Origin of the sequence: Streptomyces sp. NPDC091376, assembly GCF_044757085.1 — a bacterium.
Taxonomy (GTDB): Bacteria; Actinomycetota; Actinomycetes; order Streptomycetales; family Streptomycetaceae; genus Streptomyces; species Streptomyces pratisoli.
In genome coordinates, this window is the sequence record NZ_JBIVUF010000009.1 from 188361 (window position 1) to 213397 (window position 25037).

Sequence of the window (25037 nt, forward strand, 5' to 3'; positions counted from 1 at the left end):
CGCCCGGACCCACGGGCCCGCGGAAGCTCAGCCGACCCGGCGCGCCCCCGCGGACGGCACCGCCGGGAAGACACGTGGCGGGGTGTGGCCTGCGGCCGCGAAGGCGTCCAGGACGGCCTTGGTCACCGTGTCCTCGTCCGCCGACTCGACGAGGACGACCGCCGAGCCGCCGAAGCCGCCGCCGGTCATCCGGGCGCCCAGCGCGCCCGCCGCGTTCGCGGAGGAGACCACGAGGTCCAACTCCTCGCAGGAGACCTGGAGATCGTCCCGGAGGGAGGCGTGGCCCTCGGTGAGGACCGGGCCGACGCCGCGGATGTCGCCCGCGTCCAGCAGCGCGATCGTCCGCTCGACCCGGTGGTTGTCGGTCACGACATGGCGTACGTAACGGCGCACCGTCGTATCGGCCAACCGCCCCAGGGCGTCCGGAAGCTGCGCGTACTCGACCTCGCGCAGCGTGCGCGCGCCCAGCGCCTCCGCGCCCGCCTCGCATCCGGCGCGCCGCTCGGCGTACGCGCCGTCGCCGAGCGCGTGCTTCACCCGGGTGTCGACGACCAGGAGCCGCAGCCCCTGGGCGGCGAGGTCGAAGGGGACCTGGCGGCGGTCGAGGTCGCGGGTGTCGAGGTACAGGGCGTGGCCTTCGGTGCAGCAGGCCGACGCCATCTGGTCCATGATCCCGCACGGCACGCCGACGAACGCGTTCTCGGCGCGCTGGGCCAGCCGCGCCAGCTCCTCGCGAGGCAGGCCGAGCCCGTGGAGATCGTTCAGGGCCAGCGCGGTGACGACCTCCACGGCCGCCGAGGAGGAGAGACCCGCGCCCGTCGGCACGGTGGAGTCGAGATGGAGGTCCGCCCCGGTGACCGGGTGCCCGGCCTCCCTCAGCGCCCACAGCACACCCGCCGGATACGCCGCCCAGCCCGTGCCCGCGCGGGGCACGAGGGAGTCGGCGGCGAGCTCGACCACGCCCTGGTCCATGCCCGCCGAGTGGACCCGCAGCACCCCGTCCGTGCGCCGCGCCACCGCCGCGAGGGCCGTGTGGGGCAGCGCGAGCGGCATCACGAATCCGTCGTTGAAGTCGGTGTACTCACCGATCAGATTGACCCTGCCCGGCGCCGCCCAGACCCCCTCGGGGTCGTACCCGTACAGCTCGCGGAACTGCTCCTCCACGCTCATGCGCCGGCCTCCCCGGCTCGGGTGAACTCCCATGCGTCGGCCACGATGCCCGCGAGGTCCGCCCGTGACGGGCTCCAGCCCAGCCGCTCCCGGGCGGTGGCGGAGGACGCGACGAGCACGGCCGGGTCGCCCGCCCGGCGCGGGGCCGTGACCTCGGGAATCGGGTGACCGGTGACTTTGCGGACGGTCTCGACGACCTCGCGGACGGAGAAGCCGTTGCCGTTGCCGAGGTTGCAGATCAGATGGTCCCCGGCGGTGACCTTGTCCATGGCGAGCAGATGGGCCTCGGCCAGATCGGCGACGTGGATGTAGTCGCGTACGCAGGTGCCGTCCGGGGTCGGGTAGTCGTCGCCGAAGACGGAGATCGACTCACGGGTGCCCAGAGCCACCTGGAGGACCAGGGGGATGAGGTGCGACTCGGGGTCGTGGCGCTCGCCGCAGCGTCCGTAGGCACCCGCCACGTTGAAGTACCGCAGCGAAGCCGCGGCCAGCCCGTGCGCGGCGCACTCACCGCTGATCATGTGGTCGACGGCCAGCTTCGAGGCGCCGTACGGGCTGGTCGGCGCCGTCGGGTCGGTCTCGGTGATCGGGGTGGAGACCGGCTCTCCGTAGGTCGCGGCCGTCGACGAGAAGACCAGCTTGCGCACCCCTGCCGAGCGCATCGCGGCGAGCAGCGCCATCGTCCCGCCGACGTTGTTCACCCAGTACTTCTCGGGGTCCACGACGGACTCGCCGACCTGGGAGAACGCGGCGAAGTGCAGAACGCCGTCGTACGAGGGGTCGAGCACCCGGGCGGCGTCCTGGATGCGGCCCTCCACGAAGTCCGCCCCCGCCGGGACGCCCTCGCGGAAGCCCGTGGAGAGATCGTCGAGCACGGTCACCTCGTGCCCCGCCTCCAGCAGATGCGCGGCCACCACACTGCCGACATAGCCGGCCCCGCCCGTCACCAGGTACTTGCTCACGTGCTCGCTACCTCTCGCAGTCGGTGGGCCGCGGCCTCCGGCGGCACATCGTTGATGAACACACTCATGCCGGACTCGGAACCGGCGAGGAACTTCAGCTTTCCGGGAGTACGGCGGACGGTGAAAAGCTCGAGGTGCAGCGCGAAGTCCTCGCGCGAGGCCTCGCCGAACGGCGCCTGGTGCCAGGCGGCGATGTACGGCGTCGGCGGCTGGTCCGTGCCGAAGATCCGGTCGAAGCGCCTCAACAGTTCCAGATAGACCTGTGGGAACTCTGTGCGCGCCTCCTCGTCCAGTGCCCGCAGGTCGGGCACGCGGCGCCGCGGGTAGAGGTGGATCTCGTACGGCCAGTGCGCGGCGTAGGGCACGAAGGCCACCCAGTGCGCGCTCTGAAGGACGATCCGTGCGGAGTCCGCGAGCTCGCGCTCCAGGGTGTCGTCGAAGAGGTTGCGGCCGGTGGCGGCGAGGTGCTCGGCGACCGAGCGCTGCATCAGGGCGGTACGGGGGGTGACGAAGGGATAGCCGTAGATCTGGCCGTGCGGATGGCCGAGGGTCACGCCGATCTCCGCGCCCCGGTTCTCGAAGCAGAACACCTGCTTGACCTGCGGAAGTTCGGCGAGTTCCGCGGTGCGGTCGGTCCAGGCGTCCAGCACGAGGGCGGCCTGGCGCTCGGTGAGGGCGGCGAAGGAGGCGTCGTGGTCGGAGGTGAAGCAGACCACTTCGCAGCGGCCGGATTCTCCGGCGAGGGAGGGGAAGCGGTTCTCGAAGACGACGACGTCGTAGTCACTGTCCGGGATCTCGCTGAGCCGGCCGTCCCTGGAGGGGCAGAGCGGACATTCGTCGGCGGGCGGGTGGTACGTACGGCCCTGGCGGTGGGAGGCGACGGCGACGGCGTCGCCGAGCAGCGGGTCGTGCCGGATCTCGGACGTGGTGGAGGTGGGGTCCAGCGGCCGGCGGTCGACGGCGTCACGGACGATGTCGTCGCGGGAGTCGTAGTAGAGCAGCTCTCGGCCGTCGGCGAGCCTGGTGACTGTCTTCTTCACGCGGAGTGCCTCCATGGCCCGCCATCCACCAACATAAGCGAACACAACAAACCATGAGTCAACAGAGACGTCAACCGTGGAGTGTGTGTTCCTGTGGGAGTCGGATGTCGGGGCAGCACGGGGCCAGAGGTCGGCGCGTGAGACGGCGCCTGCCCCGGTGCGTGACTCAGGCCTGGTCGGCGTCCCGCATCGGTGCGGGCGGTCCGGGCGGTGCGGCCGGCGGGAGCGCGGCGTGGTCGAGCAGCCCCGTCCTGGCCGCCAGCGCCGCGGCCTCCAGGCGTGAACCGACGCCCAGCTTCATCAGCACCCGCTGCACATGGGTGCGGGCCGTGCTCGGGGCTATGCCCATGCCCGCCGCGATCAGCCGGGTGTCCTCGCCCTCCGCCACCCGTACGAGCACCTCCACCTCGCGTGGAGTGAGCATCCGCAGCAGCCGCTGCCCTTCGTCGTCGGGCTGGGCCGCCGGGTTCAGCAGCTCGCAGAAGGCGCCCTGGAGCAGCTGCGGCGCGACCGCCGTCTCGCCGGCCCGTGCCTTGACCATCGCCCGCTCGACGCCCTCGATGCGCTCGTCGTGGCGTACGTAACCGGAGGCGCCGGCGGCGAAGGCCGCCGCGATCCCGCGCGGCGACGGCACGGGCCCGAGCACCACCACGGCCACCTGCGGCCGCTCCCGCTTGATCCGCACGATGGGGTCGAACGCCCCGGGCTCCGCCGGTGCCGCGGTGCCGAGCAGGCACACCTCAGGGGCCCTGCTCACCACGAGCTCGGCCGCCCTCGCCGTCGGCGCCGCCGCCGCGAGCACCCGGTGCCCGCGCAGCTTCAGCGCCGAGGCCAGCGCCTCGGCCAGCAATCGGTGGTCGTCGACCACCATGAGCCGCACACCCATCGAGCACCCCCCATACCCCTGGAGTCGGCCCCCCGGCCCCCAGCCCTACTGACCCGGCAAGCTACACGCTTGTTCGACGTCGCGCTCGCCCTACGCGTCGGAATTCCCTCGGATCGGCGAAATGTATGTCGTTCGGGGCAAGTTGACGGAACGAGGGAGGTCCCCCGGCGATGGGGGACCTCCCTCGTGTTCACGGACGCGATCCGGCTCAGCCGGTGGTGAAGGACAGCGCCAGGTACTGCGGGTCGCTCGAGCTGGACGTGCTGGGCTTGCTGAGCATGGTCTCGGACATGAACAGCCGGCCGTTGGTGTAGAGGATCTCCGCGTAGTCCAGGGAGAAGCTGGTCTCCGCGTCCCGGACCGACTCCTCCGACGGGTTCTCCAGCAGCACCGTCTGCTTGAAGGTGCCGCCGTCGATGCTGACGATCTGGCCGCCCTTGTCGTACGGGGGCTTCTTGTACGCGATGACGTTGCCGCCGTCCATGCGCAGCGGGTACAGGGTGTACCGGTCGCCGGCGTCGGCCCTGTCGGTCGTCGGCTTGCCCGTGTTCAGGTCGAACGAGACGATCTCGTTGGTCCGGCCGTACTCGCCGGAGCCCTCGTGCTCCTCGGTGGGCAGGTACAGACGGCCGTTGCCGACGGTCACGTGCTGGCAGGTCTCGACCTCGGTGGAGCCGCAGCGCGCGGCGAACCGGTCCGCGTCCGCCGTGATCTTGGCCTTGAGCTTGCCGGTCTTCTCGTCGATGACGAAGAAGTCCGAGATGCCGCTGCCGTCCCCTGCCGTGTCGCCGACGTCCGCGGCGACGACGAGGGGCTTGGTGGAGACGATGCTCGCGTACTCGACGCCCGCGGGCATCTTGAACGAGGAGAGGGGCGCGCCGGTCGCCGGGTTCACCGGCTGGATGAGCACGTGCTGGCTGCCGTACTCGCCGCACTTGCGGGCCGCCACGAGGGCCTCGCCGCCGCCGTAACCCATGTCGTAGCAGCCCTCGGCGTTGGCGTCGGGCTTCCAGCGGAGCGCACCGGTGGCGAGGTCGAAGGCCGCGCCGCCGTCGGTGCCGCCGCCCGCGACGGTGTTGCCGCTGAGCGTGACCTCGGTCAAGCGGAGCTTGTCGTCACCGGTTCCCTTGGCCGACTTCGTCCACAGCAGCTTGCCGGTGGTGAGATCGATGGCGCCGACCTCGGTGCACGCCGCGTAGTTGCGCGGCGGCTTGCGCTTGGTGGCCTCGAAGGCGATCGCGGTCTTGTTGTCCTTGGTGGCGTGTCGCGAGGCCGCGCACACCTGGCCGGGGAGCGGGATGGTCCACTTCACCGTGCCCTTGGCGAGGTCGTAGCCCACGACGGAGGAGACGCCGGTCTTGACGTACGTCGAGTCGGTGACCCAGGAACCGCTGACGTTGGTGACGTCGGTGACCTTCGGCTGCGGGAGCTGGAACGCCACCTTGGCCGCGGTGTTGGCCGGCGCCTTCTCCTTGCCGCCCCCTCCGATGTCCTTGCCCTTCCCGCCGTCGGCGCCCGCGGTCGTGTTCTTGGCATCGGGCTTGGAGTCGTCGCCCCGGGCCGCGGCGAACCAGACACCGGCGCCGATGATCAGGACCACCGCGACGGCCGCGGCGATGATGATCTGCATCTGGGCGCTCAGCTTCTTGCCGCCGCCCGGACCGCCCGGCTGGGGCGGCAGGTACTGCGGCTGCGTGGGCTGCGCCGGATACCCGTACCCGTACGGCTGCTGCCCCATGGGCTGCGTCTGCGGATAGCCGTACCCGGCGCCCTGCCCGGGCGGAGCCGTCTGCGGATACCCGTACCCGGGCTGCTGCGGCGGCGGGGTGGGCGCCCCGAAGCCGCCGGGAGGAGGGTCCTGGGGGGCGCCGAAGCCACCCTGCGGAGGCTGCGCCGACTGGTGGGGCGGCTGAGGCGCCTGGTTCGGCGGCTGCGGCGCCTGGTTCGGTGGCTGCGGTGGCTGGTTCGGTGGCTGCGGTGGCTGGTTGGGCGGCTGCGGTGGCTGCGTCACGTGTCCGTACCTCTGAGGAGAAGGAGTCTGTCGATTCCGGGGCGTCGGTCGGACGCGGTCACTTTCCGAAGGCCATCATCGTCTTGGCCTCCTTCTCCTCCGCGTCGTTGCTCGCGCTGACCCGCCCGCTCGCGATGATGAACCGTCCGTCCTGGTAGGCCAGTTTCGGTGACCAGAAGGTCCGCTCGATCTCGGAGGTGGACGCCGGGTTCTGCAGGATCACGGTCGGCTTGCCGCCGGTCGGTGGCAGCGTCGCGATCGCGCCGCCCGAGTCGTACCGGGGCTCCATGTACAGGAGGACGTTCGAGCCCTCCGTGCGCAGGGGGAGCATGGTGCGCTCGGCAGGGGCGTCGGCGCGCCACTTGGCCTTGCCCGTGTTGAGGTCGAAGGCGACGACGGTGTTGGTGCGGACGGTGCCGCCCGACTTGGGCTCGGTCGCCATGTAGAAGGTGTTGGCGTCGGCGGCGACGCCGACGCAGCCCTCCAGGACCTGGCTGAAGACGACGAAGCCGCCGCCGCAGCGCGGCTGGAAGCGGTCCGTGCCGCCGTCGATCTGCGAGCGCAGCGTGCCGTTGTCGTTGAGCGCGATGACGCTCCACTTCTTCTGGTCGCGCTGGGAGAGGGAGACGACCAGCGGGCTGACCGAATAGACCTTGTCCACTTCCCAGTTGGCCGGGAGCTTGTACGTCCACTTGGCCTTGCCGGTGGTCGGGTCGAGCTCCTGGAGCTGTTCCTGGCGCTTGTCGTAGCTGCTGGTGCGGCAGGTCTCGGCGGCGATCAGCTTGGGGCCGCCGGCGAAGGCCTGCGGCTGGCAGTTGCCGGGGAGCTTGCCGAAGAGCGGCTTGCCGTCGCTGATCCGGAAGGCCTCGCCGTTGCCGGTGCGGGCGGCGGTCACGGTGTCGCCGCTGATCGCCAGGGTGATGTCGGAGAGCAGGTCGAAGGCACCCTTCTCGGTGATCTCCTTCTTCCAGCCCGCCTTGCCGGTCTTGAGGTCGACCAGCTGCATCTGGGTGCACTTGGCCTTGTCGTTGGTGCCGTCCTTGAAGCCGATGACGAGCTTGCCGTCGTCGGTGCCCCGCACGGGCGCGGCGCAGAGCTCGCCGGGTAGCGGCAGGGTCCACTTCTTGCTGCCGTCGGTGGCCGAGAAGCCGCTGAGCTCCTTGTACATGCCCTTGACGACGACATCGCCGGCGAACCACGGGCCGTACACCTCGGAGCCGTTGCGCGGCAGGTCGATGTCGTTCTTCGTCAGCCAGAGCACCTTCGACTCGCCGTCCTTGCGCCCGGCGTTGAGGTCGTCCACCTCCTTGCCGCCACCGGTGCCGCTGCCGTCGCCCTGGTCGACCGACTCGGAGCCGGACGGCTTCGGGCCGCTGGTCTGCTTGGCGTCGGGCTTCGTGTCGTCGTCACCGCCGCTGACGGCGAACCAGGTGCCGCCGCCGATGACGAGGAGGGCCGCCACGGCCGCACCGATGATGGCGGCGGGCCTGCCCTTGAAGAAGTTCCCGCTCCCGCCGCCCTGAGGGGGCGGGGTGGGGGCGCCGGGGTACTGCGGCTGGGTGGGGTAGCCACCGGGGTAGCCGCCGTAGGGGCCGGGCTGCTGGCCGTAGGGCCCCGGCTGCTGGTTGTACGGGCCGGGCTGCTGGTTGTACGGACCCGGCGTCTGCTGCGGATAGCCGTAACCCGGCTGCGGGGCCTGCGGATAGCCGTATCCCGGCTGCGGCTGCGGCTGCGGCTGACCGGCGGGCGGCGCGGGCGGAGCCTGCGGCGGGACCGGCGGCGGACCCTGCGGCATCTGCGGCGGTTGCGCGGGCTGCTGGGGAGAACCCTGCTGAGGGTCCTGCGGAGACCCGAAGCCTCCCTGCGGCGGTTGCTGGCTGGGCGGCTGAGTCATGGCAGCACATCCCCCTTCGTGCGGTCCACGACCCGACCGGCCTCCCCCGCGATTCCGTCCGGCAGTTGCCGTACGGAAAGGAGCGAATCGGACATGGATGGCGCAGCGTCACGTCAGTCGAGCGGGGCTTCTTTGTATCACCTGGGACCTGTCAACAGCGGGGCCGGTCCGCCCCTGTACCCAAGGGAGGACCGGCCCGTGATGCCGTCGTTACCCGTTCCGCGCGAGGCCGCTACGCGTCCTCGGCGAGCTCCAGCCACCGCATTTCCAACTCATCGCGCTCGCCTGCGAGTTCACGGAGCTCGGCGTCGAGTTTCGCCACCTTCTCGAAGTCGGTGGCGTTTTCGGCGATTTGCGAGTGCAGCGTGGCCTCCCTGGCGGAGACCTTGTCCAGCTGTCGCTCGATCTTCTGCAGTTCCTTCTTGGCGGCACGCTGGTCCGCTGCCGACTTCTCGGGGGCCGCGGACTTCTCGGACGCCGCGGCGGGCGCCGCCGGGGTCGCGGCCGCGGACTCCGTCATCCGCTCCCGGCGCTCCAGATACTCGTCGATACCGCGCGGAAGCATGCGCAGGGCGGCGTCGCCGAGCAGCGCGTACACCCGGTCGGTGGTCCGCTCGACGAAGAACCGGTCGTGGGAGATGACGACCATCGAGCCGGGCCAGCCGTCGAGGAGGTCCTCCAGCTGGGTCAGGGTCTCGATGTCGAGGTCGTTGGTGGGCTCGTCGAGGAACAGCACGTTCGGCTCGTCCATCAGCAGCCGCAGCAGCTGGAGCCGGCGCCGCTCACCACCGGACAGATCACCGACCGGGGTCCACTGCTTCTCCTTCGAGAAGCCGAACTGCTCGCACAGCTGCCCGGCCGTCATCTCCCTGCCCTTGCCGAGGTCGACGCGGTCGCGCACCTGCTGGACCGCCTCCAGCACTCGCAGCTCCGGGTCGAGTTCGACGACCTCCTGGGAGAGATAGGCCAGCTTCACGGTCTTGCCGGTGACGATCCGTCCGTCGCTCGGCTGACGCTCTCCGTCGCTGCGGGCGGCGTCGGCCATCGCCCGCAGGAGCGACGTCTTGCCTGCACCGTTCACCCCGACCAGGCCGAAGCGGTCACCGGGGCCGAGCTGCCAGGTCAGATGCTTCAGCAGCACCTTCGGTCCGGCCTGGACCGTCACGTTCTCCAGGTCGAAGACCGTCTTGCCGAGCCGGGAGGAGGCGAACTTCATCAGCTCCGACGTGTCGCGCGGCGGCGGCACGTCCTTGATCAGCTCATTGGCGGCCTCGACCCGGAAGCGCGGCTTCGACGTACGGGCCGGGGCGCCGCGGCGCAGCCAGGCCAGCTCCTTGCGGACCAGGTTCTGCCGCTTGACCTCTTCGGTCGCCGCGATGCGCTCACGCTCGGCACGGGCGAACACGTAGTCGGTGTAGCCGCCTTCGTACTCGTACACCGTGCCGCGCTGGACGTCCCACATGCGGGTGCAGACCTGGTCGAGGAACCAGCGGTCGTGCGTGACGCAGACGAGCGCCGAGCGGCGCGCCCGGAGGTGGCGGGCGAGCCAGGAGATGCCCTCCACGTCCAGGTGGTTGGTCGGCTCGTCGAGAACGATCAGGTCCTGCTCGGCGATGAGCAGCTTCGCGAGGGCGATCCGCCGCCGCTCGCCACCGGAGAGCGGCGCGATGACGGTGTCCAGTCCGTGCGGGAAGCCGGGCAGGTCGAGCCCGCCGAAGAGCCCGGTCAGTACGTCGCGGATCTTGGCGTTGCCCGCCCACTCGTGGTCGGCGAGATCACCGATGACCTCGTGCCGGACGGTGGCGGCGGGGTCGAGCGAGTCGTGCTGGGTGAGCACTCCGAGGGTCAGCCCGCCGCTGTGGGTGACGCGGCCGGTGTCGGCCTCCTCCAGCTTGGCGAGCATGCGGATGAGGGTCGTCTTGCCGTCCCCATTGCGCCCGACGACACCGATTCGGTCTCCCTCGGACACGCCGAGGGAGACTCCGTCGAGCAGGGCACGGGTGCCGTACACCTTGCTGACTGCCTCGACATTGACCAGGTTGACGGCCATCAACGCTCCAGATGAGGGGATCCGATCGACCTCCCAGCGTAATCGTCGCGGGCACGTCGAAATCCCGTGCACACCCTGTGTGATCACCTGCTGACGGAGGGTGGCGTGGCCCTCCCCGTCACACCCGTCCTCGCCTCGCGCCCGAGCGCTCCACCAGGAGCCAGCCCGCCAGCGCCATGGCCACCGCCGCAGGAGCGGTGACCGGGACCGCGATCAGCGTCGCCGAGCGGCCCTCCAGCAGGCCCGCGAAGCCGACCATCGACAGGCCCAGGACGCCGAGCAGGCACAGGGTGATCCCCAGCGCCGCGAGGAGACCCGAGCCCGGGGCGGCGTCCGCGCGGGGCGGGGAAGGGCGCTCGAAGGTGCGGAAGGCGGCGACCAGGAGCGCGGTGAGGACGGCCGCCGCGGCGATCCGCAGCGGGGTCTGCGCCCACCAGACGGCCGAGGCCGGTTCGGGCAGCGGGACATCGAGGGCGAGGAGCGCGCCGTACACCCCGAGCATGGCGGTGAGGTGCCACAGGAAGGCGGTCATGGCGACGCCGTTCGCGGCGACGACGGTCCGCCACACCCGGGGCCGGGCCACCAGGCGCGCCCCGCTCCCGCGCAGCAGCTCCACCGCGCCGACGAGCCAGAGACCGTGGCAGAGGAGGGCGAGGGTGGGCGGGGCCATGTTGGAGACCTTCTCGCCCGGCATGCCGACCATGGACAGCGGGTACGGGCCGAACGCCACCAGCGCGGCGGCCCCGGCCAGTCCCGTGGCGGCGAGCACGGACGGCAGCCGCAGCCGGCCGTCGGCACGCAGGAAGCCGAGCTGGTGCACGGCCAGCCAGACGAACGCGAAGTTCAGGAACTCCACGAAGGGGACCTGGAGCGCGAACCGGAGCACGTCCACCGCGAGCGCGCCGCCCGCGAGCGCCGCGAACGCGCCCCAGCCGTACCGCTCGTGGAGCCTCAGCAGTGGCGGGGTGAACGCCACCATCGCCAGATAGATCCCGATGAACCAGAGCGGCTGGGTCACCAGGCGCAGCGTGACGCCGGTCAGCCCGCCGCCACCGCCCGGCAGTTGCACGATCAGCGCCGCCGCCGCCCAGACCAGGACGAACACCATGGTGGGGCGCAGCAGCCTGCGCAGCCGGGCCCGCAGGAACGTCGCGTACACCGATCCCTCCGGCTGCCCGCGGCGCAGCGAGCGGTAGGAGAGCGCGTGCGAGAAGCCGCCGACGAAGAAGAAGACCGGCATGATCTGCAGGGCCCAGGTGAGGAGTTGGAGCTCCGGGACGACGGCGAGCAGATTGCCGACACCGTCGGCGGTGACGGCGGCCATCAGCCAGTGGCCGAGGACGACGGTCCCGAGCGAGGCGACCCGGAGGAGGTCGACGTAACGGTCCCGGGTGTCCGGGGTGGCTTCGGCGAGCGCACGAACGCTTGATCCCATACGGGTACGGTCGCGCTCGCACCCCCGTGGGCGTCAGCGCTCCCGTACTCAACTCCCGTCTGAGTACCGGGCGTACGGGCCTCGTGCCTGGGCGCCTGTGCCCTCGTGACCGAGCCCGTGTGCCCTCGCGCCTGGGCGCCTGTGCCTCGATCGCCGGAAGGGCTCGCTCGGAGCCCCGGCGCGGGCGCCATCTGGAGGACCGTCTGGAGAACCGTTCAGAGGACCGTCGCGCCGGGCGCCGGAGCCAGGGCCACGCGGGCCGTACGGCAGGTGCCGGAGGCCAGGAGTGCCTCGGCGACCTGCCGGGCCGCTTCGTCGTCCTTCACGAGGAACGCCGTTGTCGGGCCGGAGCCCGAGACGAGCGCGGCGAGCGCGCCCGCGTCGGTTCCGGCCGCGAGGGTGTCCGCGAGGGACGGCCGCAGCGAGAGCGCGGCGGGCTGGAGGTCGTTCACGAGCGCCGCGGCGAGGGCGCCCGGGTCGCCGGTGCGCAGGGCGTCGAGGAGCAGGGGGGAGGCGACCGGGTCGGGGACGTGGGCGCCCTCGTTCAGACGGTCGAACTCGCGGTAGACGGCGGGGGTCGAGAGTCCGCCGTCGGCGACCGCGAAGACCCAGTGGAAGGCGCCGCCGACGGGCAGTTCGGTGAGCCGCTCGCCGCGGCCCGTACCCAGCGCCGCGCCGCCGACGAGGCTGAACGGCACATCGCTGCCGAGTTCGGCGCAGATGTCGAGCAGTTCCTGCCGTGAGGCCCCGGTGGACCACAGGGCGTCGCACGCGAGCAGCGCGCCCGCGCCGTCGGCGCTGCCGCCCGCCATGCCGCCGGCGACGGGGATGTCCTTGGCGATGTGGATGTGGACGGCCGGGTCGATGCCGTACCGGCCGGCGAGCAGCTCCGCGGCCCGGGCGGCGAGGTTCGTACGGTCCAGCGGCACCTGGCCCGCGTCGGGGCCGGCGCAGGTGACGGTCAGCGACTCGGCCGGGGTGACGGTGACCTCGTCGTACAGCCCGACGGCGAGGAAGACGTTGGCGAGGTCGTGGTAGCCGTCGGGCCGCGCGGCACCCACCGCCAGCTGGACGTTGACCTTGGCCGGCACTCGTACCGTGACGCTCACTTCTTGGCCTCCGCGATGCGTGCGAACTCCTCCACCGTCAGGGATTCTCCACGCGCCTGCGGGGAGACGCCCGCCGCCACCAGTGCCTCCTCGGCGGCCGGCGGGGAGCCCGCCCAGCCGGCGAGCGCGGCGCGCAGGGTCTTGCGGCGCTGCGCGAAGGCCGCGTCGACGACAGCGAAGACCTCGCTCTTGGAAGCGGTCGTCCTGACCGGCTCGGTCCTGCGGACGAGGGAGACGAGCCCGGAGTCGACGTTGGGCGCGGGCCAGAAGACGTTGCGGCCGATGGCTCCGGCGCGCTTGACCTCCGCGTACCAGTTGGCCTTCACCGACGGGACGCCGTACACCTTGTTCCCGGGGCGTGCGGCGAGCCGGTCGGCGACCTCCGCCTGCACCATGACGAGCGTGCGCTCGATGGTCGGGAACCGGTCCAGCATGTGCAGCAGGACCGGCACCGCCACGTTGTACGGGAGGTTCGCGACCAGCGCGGTCGGCGCCGGTCCTGGCAGTTCCCGCACATGCATCGCGTCGGAGTGGACCAGTGCGAAGCGGTCCTTCTTCGCGGGCATCCGCGCGGCGATCGTCGTCGGCAGCGCGGCCGCGAGCACGTCGTCGATCTCGACGGCCGTGACCCGGTCCGCGGCCTCCAGCAGCGCGAGGGTGAGCGAGCCGAGTCCTGGCCCGACCTCCACCACCACGTCGTCGGGGCGCACCTCGGCGGTACGGACGATCCGGCGGACCGTGTTGGCGTCGATGACGAAGTTCTGGCCGCGCTGCTTGGTGGGGCGTACGCCAAGCGCTGCGGCCAGTTCCCGGATGTCGGCGGGGCCGAGGAGGGCGTCGGGGCTGTCGGGTCCGGTGGTGGTGCTCACCCGTACAGCCTACGGCCGCAGTGCGGCCACGGGCTCGACCCCCGCTGCAGGTAGAGCTTCTTCGCCCGGTACGTCTGTTCCTCGGCCGGGGCGTCCTGAGGTCTTCCGCTGCCGCCGAGCGACTGCCAGGTGCGGGTGTCGAACTGGTACAGCCCGCCGTACGTCCCCGACGGGTCGACCGCGTCGGGCCGCCCGCCGGACTCGCACTGCGCGAGTGCCGCCCAGTTCAGCCCGTCGGCGCCGGCGACCGAGTCCGGCAGCGGCTTCGTGCCGACTCTGACCCGCTGCGTCACCGGTGGCCGCAGGACCGCCTCGGAGACCTTCCTCGGTTTCTGCCGGACGCCGTTGACGGTGCGCAGGGCGTAGGTGACCTGCCGGGTGCCGGTGCGCCCCTGCTGTTCGACGACTTCGGTGCCGGTGTGCAGGGCCGGGTCCTCCGTCCGCACGGTGGTGTACGGGATGGGCTCCTCGCGGACCTGCTCGGTGTCGGTGATGCGCATGACCGTGATGGTCTGGCCGTCGCGCGGGAAGCTGCCGGGCGGTACGGAGGTGGTGTCCTGGCCGCCGAGGGTGATGCCGGCCTCCTCGACCGCCTGCTGTGCGGTGGACGCGTTCGTACGGATGGTGTGTTCACGGCCGTCGGCCATGAAGGTCACCTTCCGCTCGGTTCTGACGTCAAGGGCCAGGCCCTCGCGGGAGATCGGCAGGGAGCGGGAGGCGGACAGGTGCGCGCCCTCCGCGCGCACCCCGACCTGGTGCAGGGCGTCCGCGACGGTGCGTGCGGTGGTCCACACCTGGCGGCGGTGGCCGTCGATGGTGAGGGTGACGGGGCGGCCGTAGCGGACGACGACCTCGTCGCCGTCTTCGAGGTCGGCGTCCGGTGCGGGGGCGACGATGTCGTGCTCGCCGACGGCAAGGCCCTCGTCGGCGAGCAGTTCGCCCACGTCGTCGGCGAAGGTGTGCAGCGTGCGGGGTACGCCGTCGACGCTGAGACGGACGCCCTTGTCGGCGGCGACGAAGGCGGTGGTGCCGCCCGCGAGGAAGGCGACGACGAGGGCCTGGGGGATGAGGCGGCGCAGGCTGTCGGGGCGGCTGCGGGCGAGCGGGCCCGTCCTGCGGCGGCGGGCTGCGCGACGGGCCTCGGCGCGGCCGCCGGCGGGTGGTGGTGCCGGGGTGGCGGGTACCGCCGGATCGTGGGTGCCTGTGCCTGTGCCGGGGCCGCCGGCAGGGCCGGCTTCCGGTCCGGCGGCGAGGCCGGCCTCGCGCCGGGCCTCGGAGCCGGCTTCCGGTCCGGCATGAGGACCGGCTTCCGCTCCCGTGTCGCGTCCCGGCCCGGGACCCGGTCCGCGCCCTGGACCAGGGCCGGTTCTCGGTCCGGCACCTGGCCCGGACCCCGGCCCGGGCAGGAACGCCGCCACGGTCGGCGCGTAGGGCGACACGTCCGAGTCCCGCGCCCTGGCCGGAGCCCGGACCGGGGCCTGGACCGGGCCCGGCGGCACAGGCGGCGGAGGAGGCTCCATGAGCCTGGCGGCGCGACGACCGCCGCGCGCTGCACGGTGACTGCCCTGCGAAGTGCTCACGAGGCCGGGACCCTAGCGGGTCGCCGTCACTCTCCAAAGCAGGACGGCTACTCGGTGTCATCCGGTGTCGCGCCGCCGGAACCTGTCGGTTCCCTCCAGAAGGTGACGAATTGTTATCCTTCAGTAATCAAAGGCATGGGCCGTGTTGGCCGCGATCGCCTCCGACATGGCGTCCTCGTCGATCCCCCGCACCGCGGCCATCGCACGGACCGTGACCGGAACGAGATACGGCGCGTTGGGCCGTCCGCGGTACGGCGCGGGTGTCAGGAAGGGCGCGTCGGTCTCCACGAGGACGAGTTCCAGCGGGGCGACGGCGAGCGCGTCACGCAGCGGCTGGGCGTTCTTGAAGGTCACGTTGCCCGCGAACGACATGAAGTACCCGGCGTCCGCGCAGATCCTGGCCATGTCCGCGTCGCCGGAGTAGCAGTGGAACACCGTGCGCTCGGGGGCGCCTTCCTCGGCGAGGATGCGCAGCACGTCGGCGTGCGCGTCACGGTCGTGGATGACGAGCGCCTTGCCGTGCCGCTTGGCGATCTCGATATGGGCGCGGAAGGAGCGCTCCTGGGCGGCGATGCCTTCCGGGCCCGTACGGAAGTGGTCGAGCCCCGTCTCGCCGACGGCTCGTACGGGGTCGAGTCCGGCCAGCCGGTCGATCTCGGCCAGGGCCTCGTCGAGGGCGGCGTCGCCGCCGGCTTCCCGTGTGCCCTGCCGTGACCAGCCGTCGGGATCGCCGTGGACGATCCGCGGGGCCTCGTTGGGGTGCAGGGCGACGGCCGCCCATACGTTCTCGTGCGCGGCGGCCGTATCGGCCGCCCAGCGGGAGCCCTTGATGTCGCATCCCACCTGGACGACGGTCGTCACACCGACCGAGGCCGCCTTCCGCAGACCTTCCTCGACGGTGCCGCTCTGCATGTCCAGGTGGGTGTGCGAATCGGCGACCGGCACACGCAGCGGGGCGGGCAGCGGCGGGGGCGTCTCGTCGGTCTTGGCGCTCATGACCACGATCGTACGAGGACCGTGACGATGGCCTCCGACCCCTCCGCCTCTGCCCCGGTCTCCGGTCTCCGGCCCGCCTCACCTCGGCCACGGGCCGCGGCCACCGCCCTACCGGCGGCGGTGCAGACCGCGGAGCATGTCCCCGAGACCCCGGCGCCGCACGGCCGCTTCGGGCCCGGCGTCCTGGCGGTGCCTGGCGGCCCTCGGCTCCGGCTCGGAGGACGGGACGGGCCCGGCGATGGCGAAGTTGGGGGGCGCGAAGTGCTGGCGGCGCAGGGTCTCGGCGACGCCCGAGACCTGCCCGGCGCGCATGATGCGGACCTTCTGCTCGCCGCAGTTGAGGCAGGTGAGCCGGTTCAGCGGGGAGGGGACGAGCTGTCCCTGTGCGCGGTACATGAAGAACGGCCGGCCGTCGCCGTCGATGTGGTGCTCGATGTCGTAGGTCTGCTCCCAGCCGTAGCCGCACCTCATGCAGGCGAAGGCGTAGGACTCCTGCACCGTCTCGGGTGCGGCGACCGGGATGGGTCGCGCGTCGCTCGGGGTGCCCGCTGTCTCACTCATGCCAGCTCCTCCTGGTCCACCGCCCCCGGCCGCACCGGGGGTGTGTCCTTTCAGTGGACGCCTGTTCCGGCGGGAGCGCATCAGACCTTCCGGCTCATTGAGGAGGATTTGGCCGGCGCATTCCAGAAGGCTTGATCACGCGGTCCGAGCTTTGCTTTTCACGATAGACCTTTGCGATCCGAGGGGCCCGATCCTGCCGCGTTCTTTGCCGCGACGACCGCGTCGAACACCTCTCGTTTGGGTACGCCCGCGTCAGCCGCGACCGCCGCGATGGCCTCCTTGCGCCGCTCCCCGGCCTCCTCGCGCACCCGCACCCTGCGCACCAGCTCGTCCGCGTCCAGCTCGGCCGGCCCCGGCGCCGGGGCGCCCTCGACGACGACCGTGATCTCGCCGCGTACGCCCTCGGCCGCCCACGCGGCCAGTTCACCGAGGCCGCCGCGCTTCACTTCCTCGTACGTCTTCGTCAGCTCGCGGCAGACGGCGGCCCTGCGGTCGGCGCCGAACGCCTCGGCCATGGCCGCCAGCGTGTCGTCGAGGCGGTGCGGCGCCTCGAAGTAGACGAGGGTGCGGCGTTCGCCGGCGACCTCGCGGAGCCGGCCGAGACGCTCGCCCGCCTTGCGCGGCAGGAAGCCCTCGAAACAGAAGCGGTCCACGGGCAGCCCGGACAGTGCCAGCGCGGTCAGCACGGCGGACGGGCCGGGCACCGCCGTGACCTTGATGTCCTTCTCGACGGCCGCGGCGACCAGCCGGTAGCCGGGGTCGGAGACGGAGGGCATTCCGGCGTCGGTGACCAGCAGCACCCGCGCACCGCCCTCCAGCGCCTCCACCAGTTCCGGCGTACGGGCCGACTCGTTGCCCTCGAAGTACGACACGACCCGGCCGCGGGTGTGCACGCCGAGGGCCTGGGTGAGCCGGCGCAGCCGCCGGGTGTCCTCCGCGGCGACCACGTCGGCGGTCTCCAGTTCGGCCGCCAGGCGCGGCGGGGCGTCCGCCACATCACCGATGGGCGTCCCTGCGAGTACGAGCGTTCCAGTCACCGATCCAGTCACAGAGCCATCCTCCCAGGGCGGGCCACACCCTTCGCACAGACGCGTTCCCTACGATGGCGCGGTGACCAGTACCGCCCCACGGGCCCTGCACGGTCAGGCCGCCGCCGAACAGCCGTCGTCCTGGCAGCAGCGCCTGCGCAGATTCGGCCATGCGCCCCGGCCCGGCATCGGGCTGCGCGAGCGGCTGGTGCCGCCGTACACCCGGCCCTCCGACCGGCTGTGGTCGCTGCTCGGCGTGCCGCCGGGAGCGGCGCGCCGGGTGGAGCGGCTGACGGCGTGGGGCGGGCCGCTGCTGGTGGCGCTCGTGGCGGGGCTGCTGCGGCTGTGGCATCTGGGCCACCCCAAGGCGGTGATATTCGATGAGACGTACTACGCGAAGGACGCCTGGGCACTGATCAACCAGGGGTACGAGGGCTCCTGGCCGAAGGACATCGACAAGGCGATCCTGAAGAACCCGGACGCGGTCGCCGTGCCGGTGGATCCCGGCTACGTGGTGCATCCGCCCGTGGGCAAGTGGGTCATCGGGCTCGGTGAGCAGTTGTTCGGGTTCACCCCGTTCGGCTGGCGTTTCATGGTCTTCGTGCTCGGCACGCTGTCCGTGCTGATGCTGTGCCGGATCGGCAGGCGGCTGTTCCGGTCGACGTTCCTGGGCTGTCTCGCGGGGGCGCTGCTCGCCGTGGACGGGCTGCACTTCGTGATGAGCCGCACCGCGCTGCTCGACCAGGTGCTGATGTTCTTCGTGCTGGCTGCCTTCGGCTGTCTGCTGATCGACCGCGACCGGGCGAGACAGCGGCTGGCGGACGCACTGCCGATGGACGCGGAGGGAGTGCTGCGGCCCGACGCGCGGATCGCGGACACCCTGCGGATGGGGTGGCGCCCGTGGCGGATCGCGGCCGCGGTGATGCTGGGCCTGGCGATCGGCACGAAGTGGAACGGCCTGTACATCCTGGCGGCGTTCGGTCTGATGACGGTGCTGTGGGACGTGGGCGCCCGGAAGACGGCGGGCGCGGTGCGGCCGTACCTGTCCATGCTGAAGCGCGACTTCCTGCCGGCGTTCACCGCGCTGCCGGTGGTCATCGCCACGTACCTCGCGTCCTGGACCGGCTGGCTCGTCACCGACAAGGGCTACTTCCGCGACTGGGCGACGAACGAAGGAAGCGGCAGTTCCTGGAGCTGGCTGTTCCCCGACTGGCTGCGCAGCTTCTGGCACTACGAGACCGAGGTCTTCCAGTTCCACGTCAACCTGACGTCGGGTCATACGTACGAGTCCAACCCGTGGAGCTGGATCGTCCTCGGCCGTCCCGTCTCCTACTTCTACGAGGACCCGTCCGCCGGCACCGCCGGCTGCCCCGCCACCGCCGCCGACAAGTGCGCCAGCGAGGTCCTGGCGATCGGCACCCCCCTGCTGTGGTGGGTGGCCTGCTTCGCCCTCGTCTACGTCCTGTGGCGCTGGGCGTTCCGCCGCGACTGGCGCGCGGGCGCGATCGCCTGCGGGGTCGCTGCGGGCTGGGCGCCGTGGTTCCTGTACCAGGAGCGCACGATCTTCCTCTTCTACGCGGTCGTCTTCGTGCCGTTCCTGTGCCTGGCGGTCGCGATGCTGCTGGGCGCGATCATCGGCCCGGCGGGCTCGGACGAACGCCGCAGAACGATCGGCGCGGTGGGCGCGGGCGTGCTGGTGCTGCTCATCGTCTGGAACTTCATCTACTTCTGGCCGCTCTACACGGGCCAGTCGATCCCGATGGACGACTGGCGCAACAGGATGTGGCTGGACACCTGGGTCTAGCAGGCACGACGGCGGGCCCGGCACCTGGAGGTGCCGGGCCCGTTCTGGTTGTTGATGGTCGTCCCTGGCTGTGCCGGTCCGTAGCACGACGGCCCACGGCCGGCCCCACGGACCGCCCGGGACTTCGTGCTGGACCGATCGCTTGATCGTGCGGCGCGCCTGTCGCCGGGACCGCGCGGCGCGGCGAAATCCTGCCGGAGGACGCCTGCTAGCAGGGCTTCCGCGTCCATTCGTGGCTTTCCGAGGAGCACTTGAGCATGAGTCCTGAGAAGCAGACGCGGCCCGGCATGGGGCCGCTGCCCGGGCACGGCAGGCGGCACGTCGGCAGCGCTGCGGCGTTGCTGACCCTCGCGGTGCTCGGCGTCGCCGAACCGGCTGTGGCGACCCCGTCGAGCGCGCTGCCGGCGGGCACGGCTTCGGTACGTGGCGTCGGCGGCGATGACTGCCGGGACGGCAGGGGCGACCACTTCGGCCTGCCCGGCCTCCTGGGCAACGGCAGGTACGACCGGTGCAAGGTGGGGCCCGCCGGGCCGCAGGGACCTCAGGGTGCCACCGGGCCGGCGGGTCCTCAGGGTGCCACCGGGCCGACGGCCCCGCAGGGTGGCACCGGCCCGACAGGCCCGCAGGGTGCGACCGGCCCGACGGGACCCCAAGGTGGCGCCGGCCCGACAGGCCCGCAGGGCGACACCGGGCCGACGGGTCCGCAGGGACTGCAGGGACTGCAGGGTGGCACCGGGCAGGCGGGACCGCAGGGCGAGATCGGGCCCCAGGGCATCCAAGGCACGCCGGGTACGCCAGGCGAGACCGGGCCCCAAGGCATCCAGGGCACACCCGGCACGCCGGGCGAGACCGGGCCCCAAGGCGCGCAAGGCACACAGGGTGCGACCGGGCCGCAGGGACCGGGAACACCTCAACCGGTCTTCGGTCAGTTCCTCGCGACCCAGATCGTGCGCGGCGCGACGCTGACGTGTGCGAGCACCAACACGACGGCGACCACCTCCTCGTGTTCCGGGCCGAGGATCAACGGTCTCGACATCCGGCTCGCGGGTATCGAAGCGCAAGCCATCTGCAACGCCGTCACCGGCCAGGGCTTCAGCACGGCGTCAGGAATGGGCGCCGCCGTGAATCCCTACGTCATCTGGACCGGCACGACGTGGGCGCTCAGCTCGGCCGGCGCCACGCCGATGCAGAACATCAACTGCGATCGTTGAACGGCGATGCCGGCGGGCGGCGGACCGCCCGCCGGTGTCCCGCGCCGGCCCGTACGTCCATGGGGACGACCGGTGCGACAGGATGATGTTGCGGTCAGCCGGGTCCAGCGGTGCGGGTGCCCGAAGTGGGTGGGCCCGGGGTGGTTTGCGACGGCCTGGAGCGGCAAGGTTCGGATCAGTGGGGGGTTCCGGACTGGAGGACGAAATGATCATCCTCGGACTCATCCTACTGATCATCGGTTTGGTGGTCGGCATGGGCATACTGTCGACGATCGGGATCATCCTGATCGCCGTCGGGGCCTTGCTCTGGGTGCTCGGAGCGTTCGGGCACGCGATCGGCGGCCGGCGGCACTACTACTGACCTGCTGACCGATTCTGCCGAGCGTCCAGCGCGGGTCCGACGGCTTCCCCCTTCACGGTGCGAGCCCGTCGGGCCCCGCCATGAGAGTGGCGACGGCCTGAGGCGTCCAGTGGCCGGCGGCGCCCGGGCAGGCCGCGAGATAGGCGGCGATGTCGGGGCCCGGCCAGGCACCGGTCTCCAGCAGACCTGCCGCCAGGTGCCGCAGATAGGCGACGGAGGGGCACGTCCACTCGATGTCGTGGAGTCCCCAGGGTGCCGTGAAGGTCAGGACGGGAACGCCGTCGAGCGTTCCGGGACAGACGAGGGTTTCGTAGCGCCCGCTGCCGAGTACGGACCTGCCGCCGCCGAGGGCCTCGGTGACGTCCAGGTCCGTTCCCGGCTCGCGGTACATCTCCTGGGCCGCGATGTCGGAGAACTGGGCGGCGGTGACCAGGTGGGCACGGGCGCGGATCCGGCCGGGTGCGGCCGGGTCGTGGAACGCGCGTCCGCCGTCCCACACCGGGGAGTGCGTGGCGAAGTACAGGGCGCCCGGGAGTTCCACCGGAACGGACGCGGCAGGCGGGCGGGGGTCGCGGCAGCCGGGGTAGGTCCTGGACGCGCCCTGCGGGCGGCCTCCCGCGAGGTAGTACGACAGGCGCTCCAGGTGGGTGTTGGAGCCGTACGCGGTGTACCAGACCTGGTGGGGCGAACTGCCGGCGGGAAGCGCCGGGTCGATGTCGCGGGTGCGGTTCATGGCTCTTGCCCTACCCGCTTCGTCGCCCTACCCGCTCCGTCGCCCTACCCGCCTCGGCGCCCTGCCCACCTCGGCTGTGCGGCGGCGCTCGGCGCGCCACAGTCCGGTAACGTCCGTCCCCCGCCTCACTCCTGTCCCGTAGAGTGCCCGACAAACGCCCCTTGAACGCGTTCAAGTAAGAGGGGGCTCCTGGGGAGGGGACTGCGATGCGCAGCGGAGCAAAGGTCGCCGTCATCGGCGGCGTGTTCATCCTGTTCGCCGGCGGCGTCAGCTACGGCGCGTACAACGTGCTGGTGGACGGCGGAGGAAGCGGCGGTACGGAGTCCAAGTCCGGGGTCACGACGAAGAAGTCGGGTCCGCCGAGCACCGAGGAGATCCGTACGACCGCGAAGCACTTCCTCGCGGCCTGGGCGTCGGGGGAAGCGCCGCTCGCCGCGCAGCTCACCAACAACGAGGCAGGCGCGGAGCCCTCGATCGCCGCGTTCCGGGAGAGCGCCCACGTGACCGAGGTGACGATGAAGCAGGGCGCGGCCGTGGGCGCGAAGGTGCCGTTCACGGTCAGCGCGACGGTCACGTACGAGGGGCAGAGCAAGCCCTGGACGTACAGCTCCGAACTCACCGTCGTCCGCGGACTGACCAGCGGGCGCCCGCTCGTCGACTGGACACCGTCCGTCGTCCATCCCCAGCTCGACCGGAACAAGCAGCTCAGGACGGGCCCCGCCGCCCAGCCGCCGATCAAGGCGGTCGACCGCAACGGCGAGGAGCTGACGAAGGAGAAGTACCCCTCCCTCGGGCCGGTGCTGGACCAGCTGCGCCAGAAGTACGGCGACAAGGCGGGCGGCGAGGCGGGCGTGGAGCTGGTGATCACCAGCGCCGGCGGGGCGGACACGACACTCCTGACGCTGGCCGAGGGAAAGCCGGGTCTGCTGCGGACGACGCTGGACGCCGGCGTCCAGGCCGCCGCCGAGAAGGCGGTGAAGCGCCACAGCGAGGCGTCGGTCGTGGCCATCAAGCCGAGCACGGGCGAGATCCGCGCCGTCGCCAACAACCGCAAGGACAGCTTCAACGCGGCGCTGAGCGGCACCCAGGCGCCCGGCTCGACGATGAAGATCGTGACGGCGGCACTGCTGCTGGACAAGGGACTCGTGGCCGCGGACCGGAAGGTGGAGTGCCCGAAGGAGGTCATGTACCAGGGCCGGACCTTCCACAACCTGGACCACTTCGGGATCGAGAACGACACGTTCACCAAGAGCTTCGCGCGCTCCTGCAACACCGCCTTCATCAAGCAGATCGACGACGTCGACAACGATGCCGCGCTGTCGGAGATCGCCCGGGGCACCTTCGGCATCGGGCTCTCCTGGAACACCGGGGTGCGGACGTTCGACGGCAATGTGCCCCCGGCGAACGGCGGCGAGGCCGCGGCGCAGTACATCGGGCAGGGCACGGTCCAGATGAACGCGCTCACCGTCGCGTCCATCACGGCGACCGCGAAGAACGGCGGCTTCAAGCAGCCGGTCATCGTGCCTCGTTCGCTGGACGACCGCGAACTGGCCAGTGCCACCCGGCCCCTGTCGGGCTCGGTCTGGCGCCAGCTGCGCGACATGATGCGGGCGACCGCCAACTGGGGTACGGCGGCTAACGCGATGGCCGGTGTCCCCGGGGACAAGGGCGCGAAGACCGGGTCCGCCGAGGTTGACGGGCAGGCCACGTCCAACAGCTGGTTCTCCGGGTTCTCCGGGGACCTGGCCGCGGCCGCCGTGGTCCAGGCCGGCGGGCACGGCGGGGACGCGGCGGGCCCGTTGGTGGCGTCGGTGCTGAAGGCGGGCTGACGCCGGGCCGAGCCCGACAGGGGCCGGGGCCGGGTCCAAGGTTGCGGCCGGGTCCGGGGTGGGGGCCGGGACCGGGCCGGGCTTCGGTGCGCGGTCCCGGAACGCCGGTCCACCGACCGGAACGCGGTCGCATGGCCCATACAGGTACCGCTAGCGTGGCGGGCCATGAGCACTCCTGATGCCACCACGCATGCCCACCCCCGGTTCGCCGAGGCCCTGCGCGAGCTGGGCCTGGAGGTCGAGGTGCGCCGCTTCCCCGACGCCACCCGCACGGCGGCGGAGGCCGCGGCCGCCATCGGCTGCGACGTCAGCGAGATCGTCAAGTCGCTGATCTTCGAGGCGGACGGGGAGCCGGTGCTGGTGCTGATGGACGGCTCCTCACGGGTGGACGTGGAGCGGGTACGCCAGGAACTGGACGCGTCGGCCGTCAAGCGGGCGAACGCGGACCTGGTGCGGGAGACGACGGGGTACGCGATCGGCGGCGTCCCGCCCTTCGGGCACCGGACGAGGACGCGGGTGCTGGCCGACCGCGGGCTCCTCGACCACGCCGTGGTCTGGGCGGCCGCCGGGACCCCGCACACGGTGTTCCCGCTCGACCCCACGTCCGTGATCGCGCACTCCGGCGCGGTCCTCGTGGACGTGCGCGAGCGCTCCGCGTGAGCGTCGCCGTCGCGGCGGCGGTCCTCGTCGCCGCGATCACGCACGCCGGCTGGAACGCGATGGCGCACGCGATCAAGGACCAGGTCGTCGCGTTCACCCTGATCGGCGGCTGCGCGGCGGCGATCGGTGCGGTGACGGCCTGCTTCCTGCCGCTGCCGCACGCCGCGGCCTGGCCGTACCTCGTCGCGTCCGCGTTGCTGCACCTCGGCTACCAGCTGCTGCTGATGCGGTCGTTCAGCCTCGGCGACTTCGGCCAGATGTACCCGATCGCGAGGGGCACGGCGCCGCTGGTCGTCACCGTGCTCGCCGCCCTCCTCGTGGACGAGGAGCTGACCACCTGGCAGCTCACGGGTGTCGCCGTCGCCTCCGCCGGTCTCGTCGGGGTCGCGCTGTGGGGCCTTCGCGGCACGGGCGGCCGTCCGCACTGGCCGGCCCTGCTCGCCGCGCTCGCCACGGGTCTGTCGATCGCCGCGTACACCGTCGTCGACGGCGTCGGGGTCCGCGCCTCCGGCTCCTCCGTCGCCTACATCGCCTGGCTGATGGTCCTTCAGGGCGTGCTCATCCCGGCCTGGGCCGTGCGACGGTTCGGCGGTTCCCTGCTCCCTCGTCTGCGGCCCTACGCCGTCCGCGGACTCCTCGGCGCGGTCCTCTCGCTCTTCGCCTACGGTCTGGTCCTCTGGGCGCAGACGCGCGCCCCACTGGCGCCCGTCGCGGCCCTTCGCGAGTCCTCGATCATCGTCGGCGCGGCCATCGGCGCGCTGTTCTTCAAGGAACGCTTCGGCGGCCCGCGCATCGCGGCGGCGGGCCTGATGGTGGTCGGGATCGGGCTGATGCTGCAGACGGGCTGA

Annotated in this window: 21 protein-coding genes; 6 read left to right on the forward strand and 15 right to left on the reverse strand. The window is 71.9% G+C overall.

From position 1 onward, the window contains the following. Positions 1 to 27 precede the first annotated feature (27 nt). From galK to rsmI, 14 genes are all read right to left on the reverse strand, one after another. The gene (galK, locus tag ACIQMR_RS21160) at positions 28 to 1170 is read right to left on the reverse strand and encodes a galactokinase (RefSeq protein ID WP_401389306.1); all 1143 of its coding nucleotides are present in this window, start codon (positions 1168 to 1170) and stop codon (positions 28 to 30) included. After that, positions 1167 to 2132, reverse strand: a complete 966-nt coding sequence (galE, locus tag ACIQMR_RS21165) for a UDP-glucose 4-epimerase GalE (protein ID WP_401389308.1) — start codon at positions 2130 to 2132, stop codon at positions 1167 to 1169. The genes galK and galE overlap by 4 nt, the downstream gene beginning before the upstream one ends. Continuing rightward, entirely contained in the window at positions 2129 to 3172 is a 1044-nt protein-coding gene (gene galT, locus ACIQMR_RS21170) for a galactose-1-phosphate uridylyltransferase (RefSeq protein WP_401389311.1), read from the reverse strand. The genes galE and galT overlap by 4 nt, the downstream gene beginning before the upstream one ends. 166 nt (positions 3173 to 3338) lie before the next feature. Continuing rightward, on the reverse strand, positions 3339 to 4058 hold the full coding sequence (locus ACIQMR_RS21175; protein ID WP_401389314.1) for a LuxR C-terminal-related transcriptional regulator: 720 nt from the start codon (positions 4056 to 4058) through the stop codon (positions 3339 to 3341). A gap of 208 nt (positions 4059 to 4266) precedes the next feature. Continuing rightward, positions 4267 to 6069, reverse strand: a complete 1803-nt coding sequence (locus ACIQMR_RS21180) for a PQQ-binding-like beta-propeller repeat protein (RefSeq protein WP_401389316.1) — start codon at positions 6067 to 6069, stop codon at positions 4267 to 4269. 58 nt (positions 6070 to 6127) lie between these two features. Next, entirely contained in the window at positions 6128 to 7963 is a 1836-nt protein-coding gene (locus tag ACIQMR_RS21185; RefSeq protein WP_401389319.1) for a PQQ-binding-like beta-propeller repeat protein, read from the reverse strand. 232 nt (positions 7964 to 8195) lie between these two features. Next, positions 8196 to 10013 carry an ABC-F family ATP-binding cassette domain-containing protein gene (locus ACIQMR_RS21190; RefSeq protein WP_401389322.1) on the reverse strand — a complete coding sequence of 606 codons (1818 nt, stop codon included), beginning with the start codon at positions 10011 to 10013 and terminating at the stop codon, positions 8196 to 8198. Positions 10014 to 10131: 118 nt separating this feature from the next. After that, positions 10132 to 11448 (reverse strand): acyltransferase, encoded by a 1317-nt coding sequence (locus tag ACIQMR_RS21195; protein WP_401389325.1) that lies wholly within the window; start codon positions 11446 to 11448, stop codon positions 10132 to 10134. Between the two features lie 215 nt (positions 11449 to 11663). Next, positions 11664 to 12557: a 4-(cytidine 5'-diphospho)-2-C-methyl-D-erythritol kinase gene (locus ACIQMR_RS21200; RefSeq protein ID WP_401389328.1), complete on the reverse strand. Its 894-nt coding sequence runs from the start codon at positions 12555 to 12557 to the stop codon at positions 11664 to 11666. After that, complete coding sequence (gene rsmA, locus ACIQMR_RS21205; RefSeq protein WP_401389331.1) at positions 12554 to 13426, reverse strand: 16S rRNA (adenine(1518)-N(6)/adenine(1519)-N(6))-dimethyltransferase RsmA; 873 nt, start codon at positions 13424 to 13426, stop codon at positions 12554 to 12556. The genes ACIQMR_RS21200 and rsmA overlap by 4 nt, the downstream gene beginning before the upstream one ends. Further along, a complete protein-coding gene (locus ACIQMR_RS21210) occupies positions 13423 to 14946 on the reverse strand; it encodes a ubiquitin-like domain-containing protein (RefSeq protein WP_401389596.1) in 1524 nt (507 codons plus the stop codon). The genes rsmA and ACIQMR_RS21210 overlap by 4 nt, the downstream gene beginning before the upstream one ends. Before the next feature lie 180 nt (positions 14947 to 15126). Next, complete coding sequence (locus ACIQMR_RS21215; protein ID WP_401389334.1) at positions 15127 to 16002, reverse strand: TatD family hydrolase; 876 nt, start codon at positions 16000 to 16002, stop codon at positions 15127 to 15129. 108 nt (positions 16003 to 16110) lie between these two features. After that, on the reverse strand, positions 16111 to 16563 hold the full coding sequence (locus ACIQMR_RS21220; protein WP_401389337.1) for a hypothetical protein: 453 nt from the start codon (positions 16561 to 16563) through the stop codon (positions 16111 to 16113). Positions 16564 to 16721: 158 nt separating this feature from the next. Continuing rightward, positions 16722 to 17600: a 16S rRNA (cytidine(1402)-2'-O)-methyltransferase gene (rsmI, locus tag ACIQMR_RS21225; protein WP_266378848.1), complete on the reverse strand. Its 879-nt coding sequence runs from the start codon at positions 17598 to 17600 to the stop codon at positions 16722 to 16724. Between the two features lie 73 nt (positions 17601 to 17673). On the opposite strand from rsmI, the gene ACIQMR_RS21230 reads away from it, so the two are divergent. The 3 genes from ACIQMR_RS21230 (at position 17674) to ACIQMR_RS21240 (ending at position 20967) form a co-directional block, all read left to right on the forward strand. Then, positions 17674 to 19395, forward strand: a complete 1722-nt coding sequence (locus ACIQMR_RS21230) for a dolichyl-phosphate-mannose--protein mannosyltransferase (RefSeq protein ID WP_401389340.1) — start codon at positions 17674 to 17676, stop codon at positions 19393 to 19395. Positions 19396 to 19652: 257 nt separating this feature from the next. Next, positions 19653 to 20606 (forward strand): hypothetical protein, encoded by a 954-nt coding sequence (locus tag ACIQMR_RS21235; protein ID WP_401389343.1) that lies wholly within the window; start codon positions 19653 to 19655, stop codon positions 20604 to 20606. A 205-nt stretch (positions 20607 to 20811) separates the two neighbouring features. Continuing rightward, positions 20812 to 20967, forward strand: coding sequence for a DUF6131 family protein (locus ACIQMR_RS21240; RefSeq protein WP_266378857.1), 156 nt, complete (start codon positions 20812 to 20814; stop codon positions 20965 to 20967). Between the two features lie 52 nt (positions 20968 to 21019). Here ACIQMR_RS21240 and ACIQMR_RS21245 read toward each other — a convergent pair whose 3' ends face one another. Then, positions 21020 to 21700 carry a histone deacetylase gene (locus ACIQMR_RS21245; protein ID WP_401389346.1) on the reverse strand — a complete coding sequence of 227 codons (681 nt, stop codon included), beginning with the start codon at positions 21698 to 21700 and terminating at the stop codon, positions 21020 to 21022. A gap of 206 nt (positions 21701 to 21906) precedes the next feature. Between ACIQMR_RS21245 and ACIQMR_RS21250 the strand changes: the two genes are divergently transcribed. The 3 genes from ACIQMR_RS21250 (at position 21907) to ACIQMR_RS21260 (ending at position 25037) form a co-directional block, all read left to right on the forward strand. Further along, complete coding sequence (locus ACIQMR_RS21250; protein ID WP_401389349.1) at positions 21907 to 23529, forward strand: penicillin-binding transpeptidase domain-containing protein; 1623 nt, start codon at positions 21907 to 21909, stop codon at positions 23527 to 23529. A gap of 165 nt (positions 23530 to 23694) precedes the next feature. After that, a complete protein-coding gene (locus tag ACIQMR_RS21255) occupies positions 23695 to 24189 on the forward strand; it encodes a YbaK/EbsC family protein (RefSeq protein ID WP_401389352.1) in 495 nt (164 codons plus the stop codon). Continuing rightward, entirely contained in the window at positions 24186 to 25037 is an 852-nt protein-coding gene (locus ACIQMR_RS21260; RefSeq protein WP_401389355.1) for an EamA family transporter, read from the forward strand. Before ACIQMR_RS21255 ends, ACIQMR_RS21260 begins: the two co-directional genes overlap by 4 nt.

Coding starts and splice junctions, on each gene's coding strand:
- ACIQMR_RS21195 (WP_401389325.1), bottom strand. CDS start 11,448: ATGGGATCAAGCGTTCGTGCGCTCGCCGAAGCCACCCCGGACACCCGG.
- ACIQMR_RS21210 (WP_401389596.1), bottom strand. CDS start 14,946: ATGGAGCCTCCTCCGCCGCCTGTGCCGCCGGGCCCGGTCCAGGCCCCG.
- ACIQMR_RS21185 (WP_401389319.1), bottom strand. CDS start 7,963: ATGACTCAGCCGCCCAGCCAGCAACCGCCGCAGGGAGGCTTCGGGTCT.
- ACIQMR_RS21220 (WP_401389337.1), bottom strand. CDS start 16,563: ATGAGTGAGACAGCGGGCACCCCGAGCGACGCGCGACCCATCCCGGTC.
- galK (WP_401389306.1), bottom strand. CDS start 1,170: ATGAGCGTGGAGGAGCAGTTCCGCGAGCTGTACGGGTACGACCCCGAG.
- ACIQMR_RS21255 (WP_401389352.1), top strand. CDS start 23,695: ATGAGCACTCCTGATGCCACCACGCATGCCCACCCCCGGTTCGCCGAG.
- ACIQMR_RS21235 (WP_401389343.1), top strand. CDS start 19,653: ATGAGTCCTGAGAAGCAGACGCGGCCCGGCATGGGGCCGCTGCCCGGG.
- ACIQMR_RS21215 (WP_401389334.1), bottom strand. CDS start 16,002: ATGAGCGCCAAGACCGACGAGACGCCCCCGCCGCTGCCCGCCCCGCTG.
- ACIQMR_RS21250 (WP_401389349.1), top strand. CDS start 21,907: ATGCGCAGCGGAGCAAAGGTCGCCGTCATCGGCGGCGTGTTCATCCTG.
- ACIQMR_RS21175 (WP_401389314.1), bottom strand. CDS start 4,058: ATGGGTGTGCGGCTCATGGTGGTCGACGACCACCGATTGCTGGCCGAG.
- ACIQMR_RS21190 (WP_401389322.1), bottom strand. CDS start 10,013: ATGGCCGTCAACCTGGTCAATGTCGAGGCAGTCAGCAAGGTGTACGGC.
- ACIQMR_RS21240 (WP_266378857.1), top strand. CDS start 20,812: ATGATCATCCTCGGACTCATCCTACTGATCATCGGTTTGGTGGTCGGC.
- ACIQMR_RS21245 (WP_401389346.1), bottom strand. CDS start 21,700: ATGAACCGCACCCGCGACATCGACCCGGCGCTTCCCGCCGGCAGTTCG.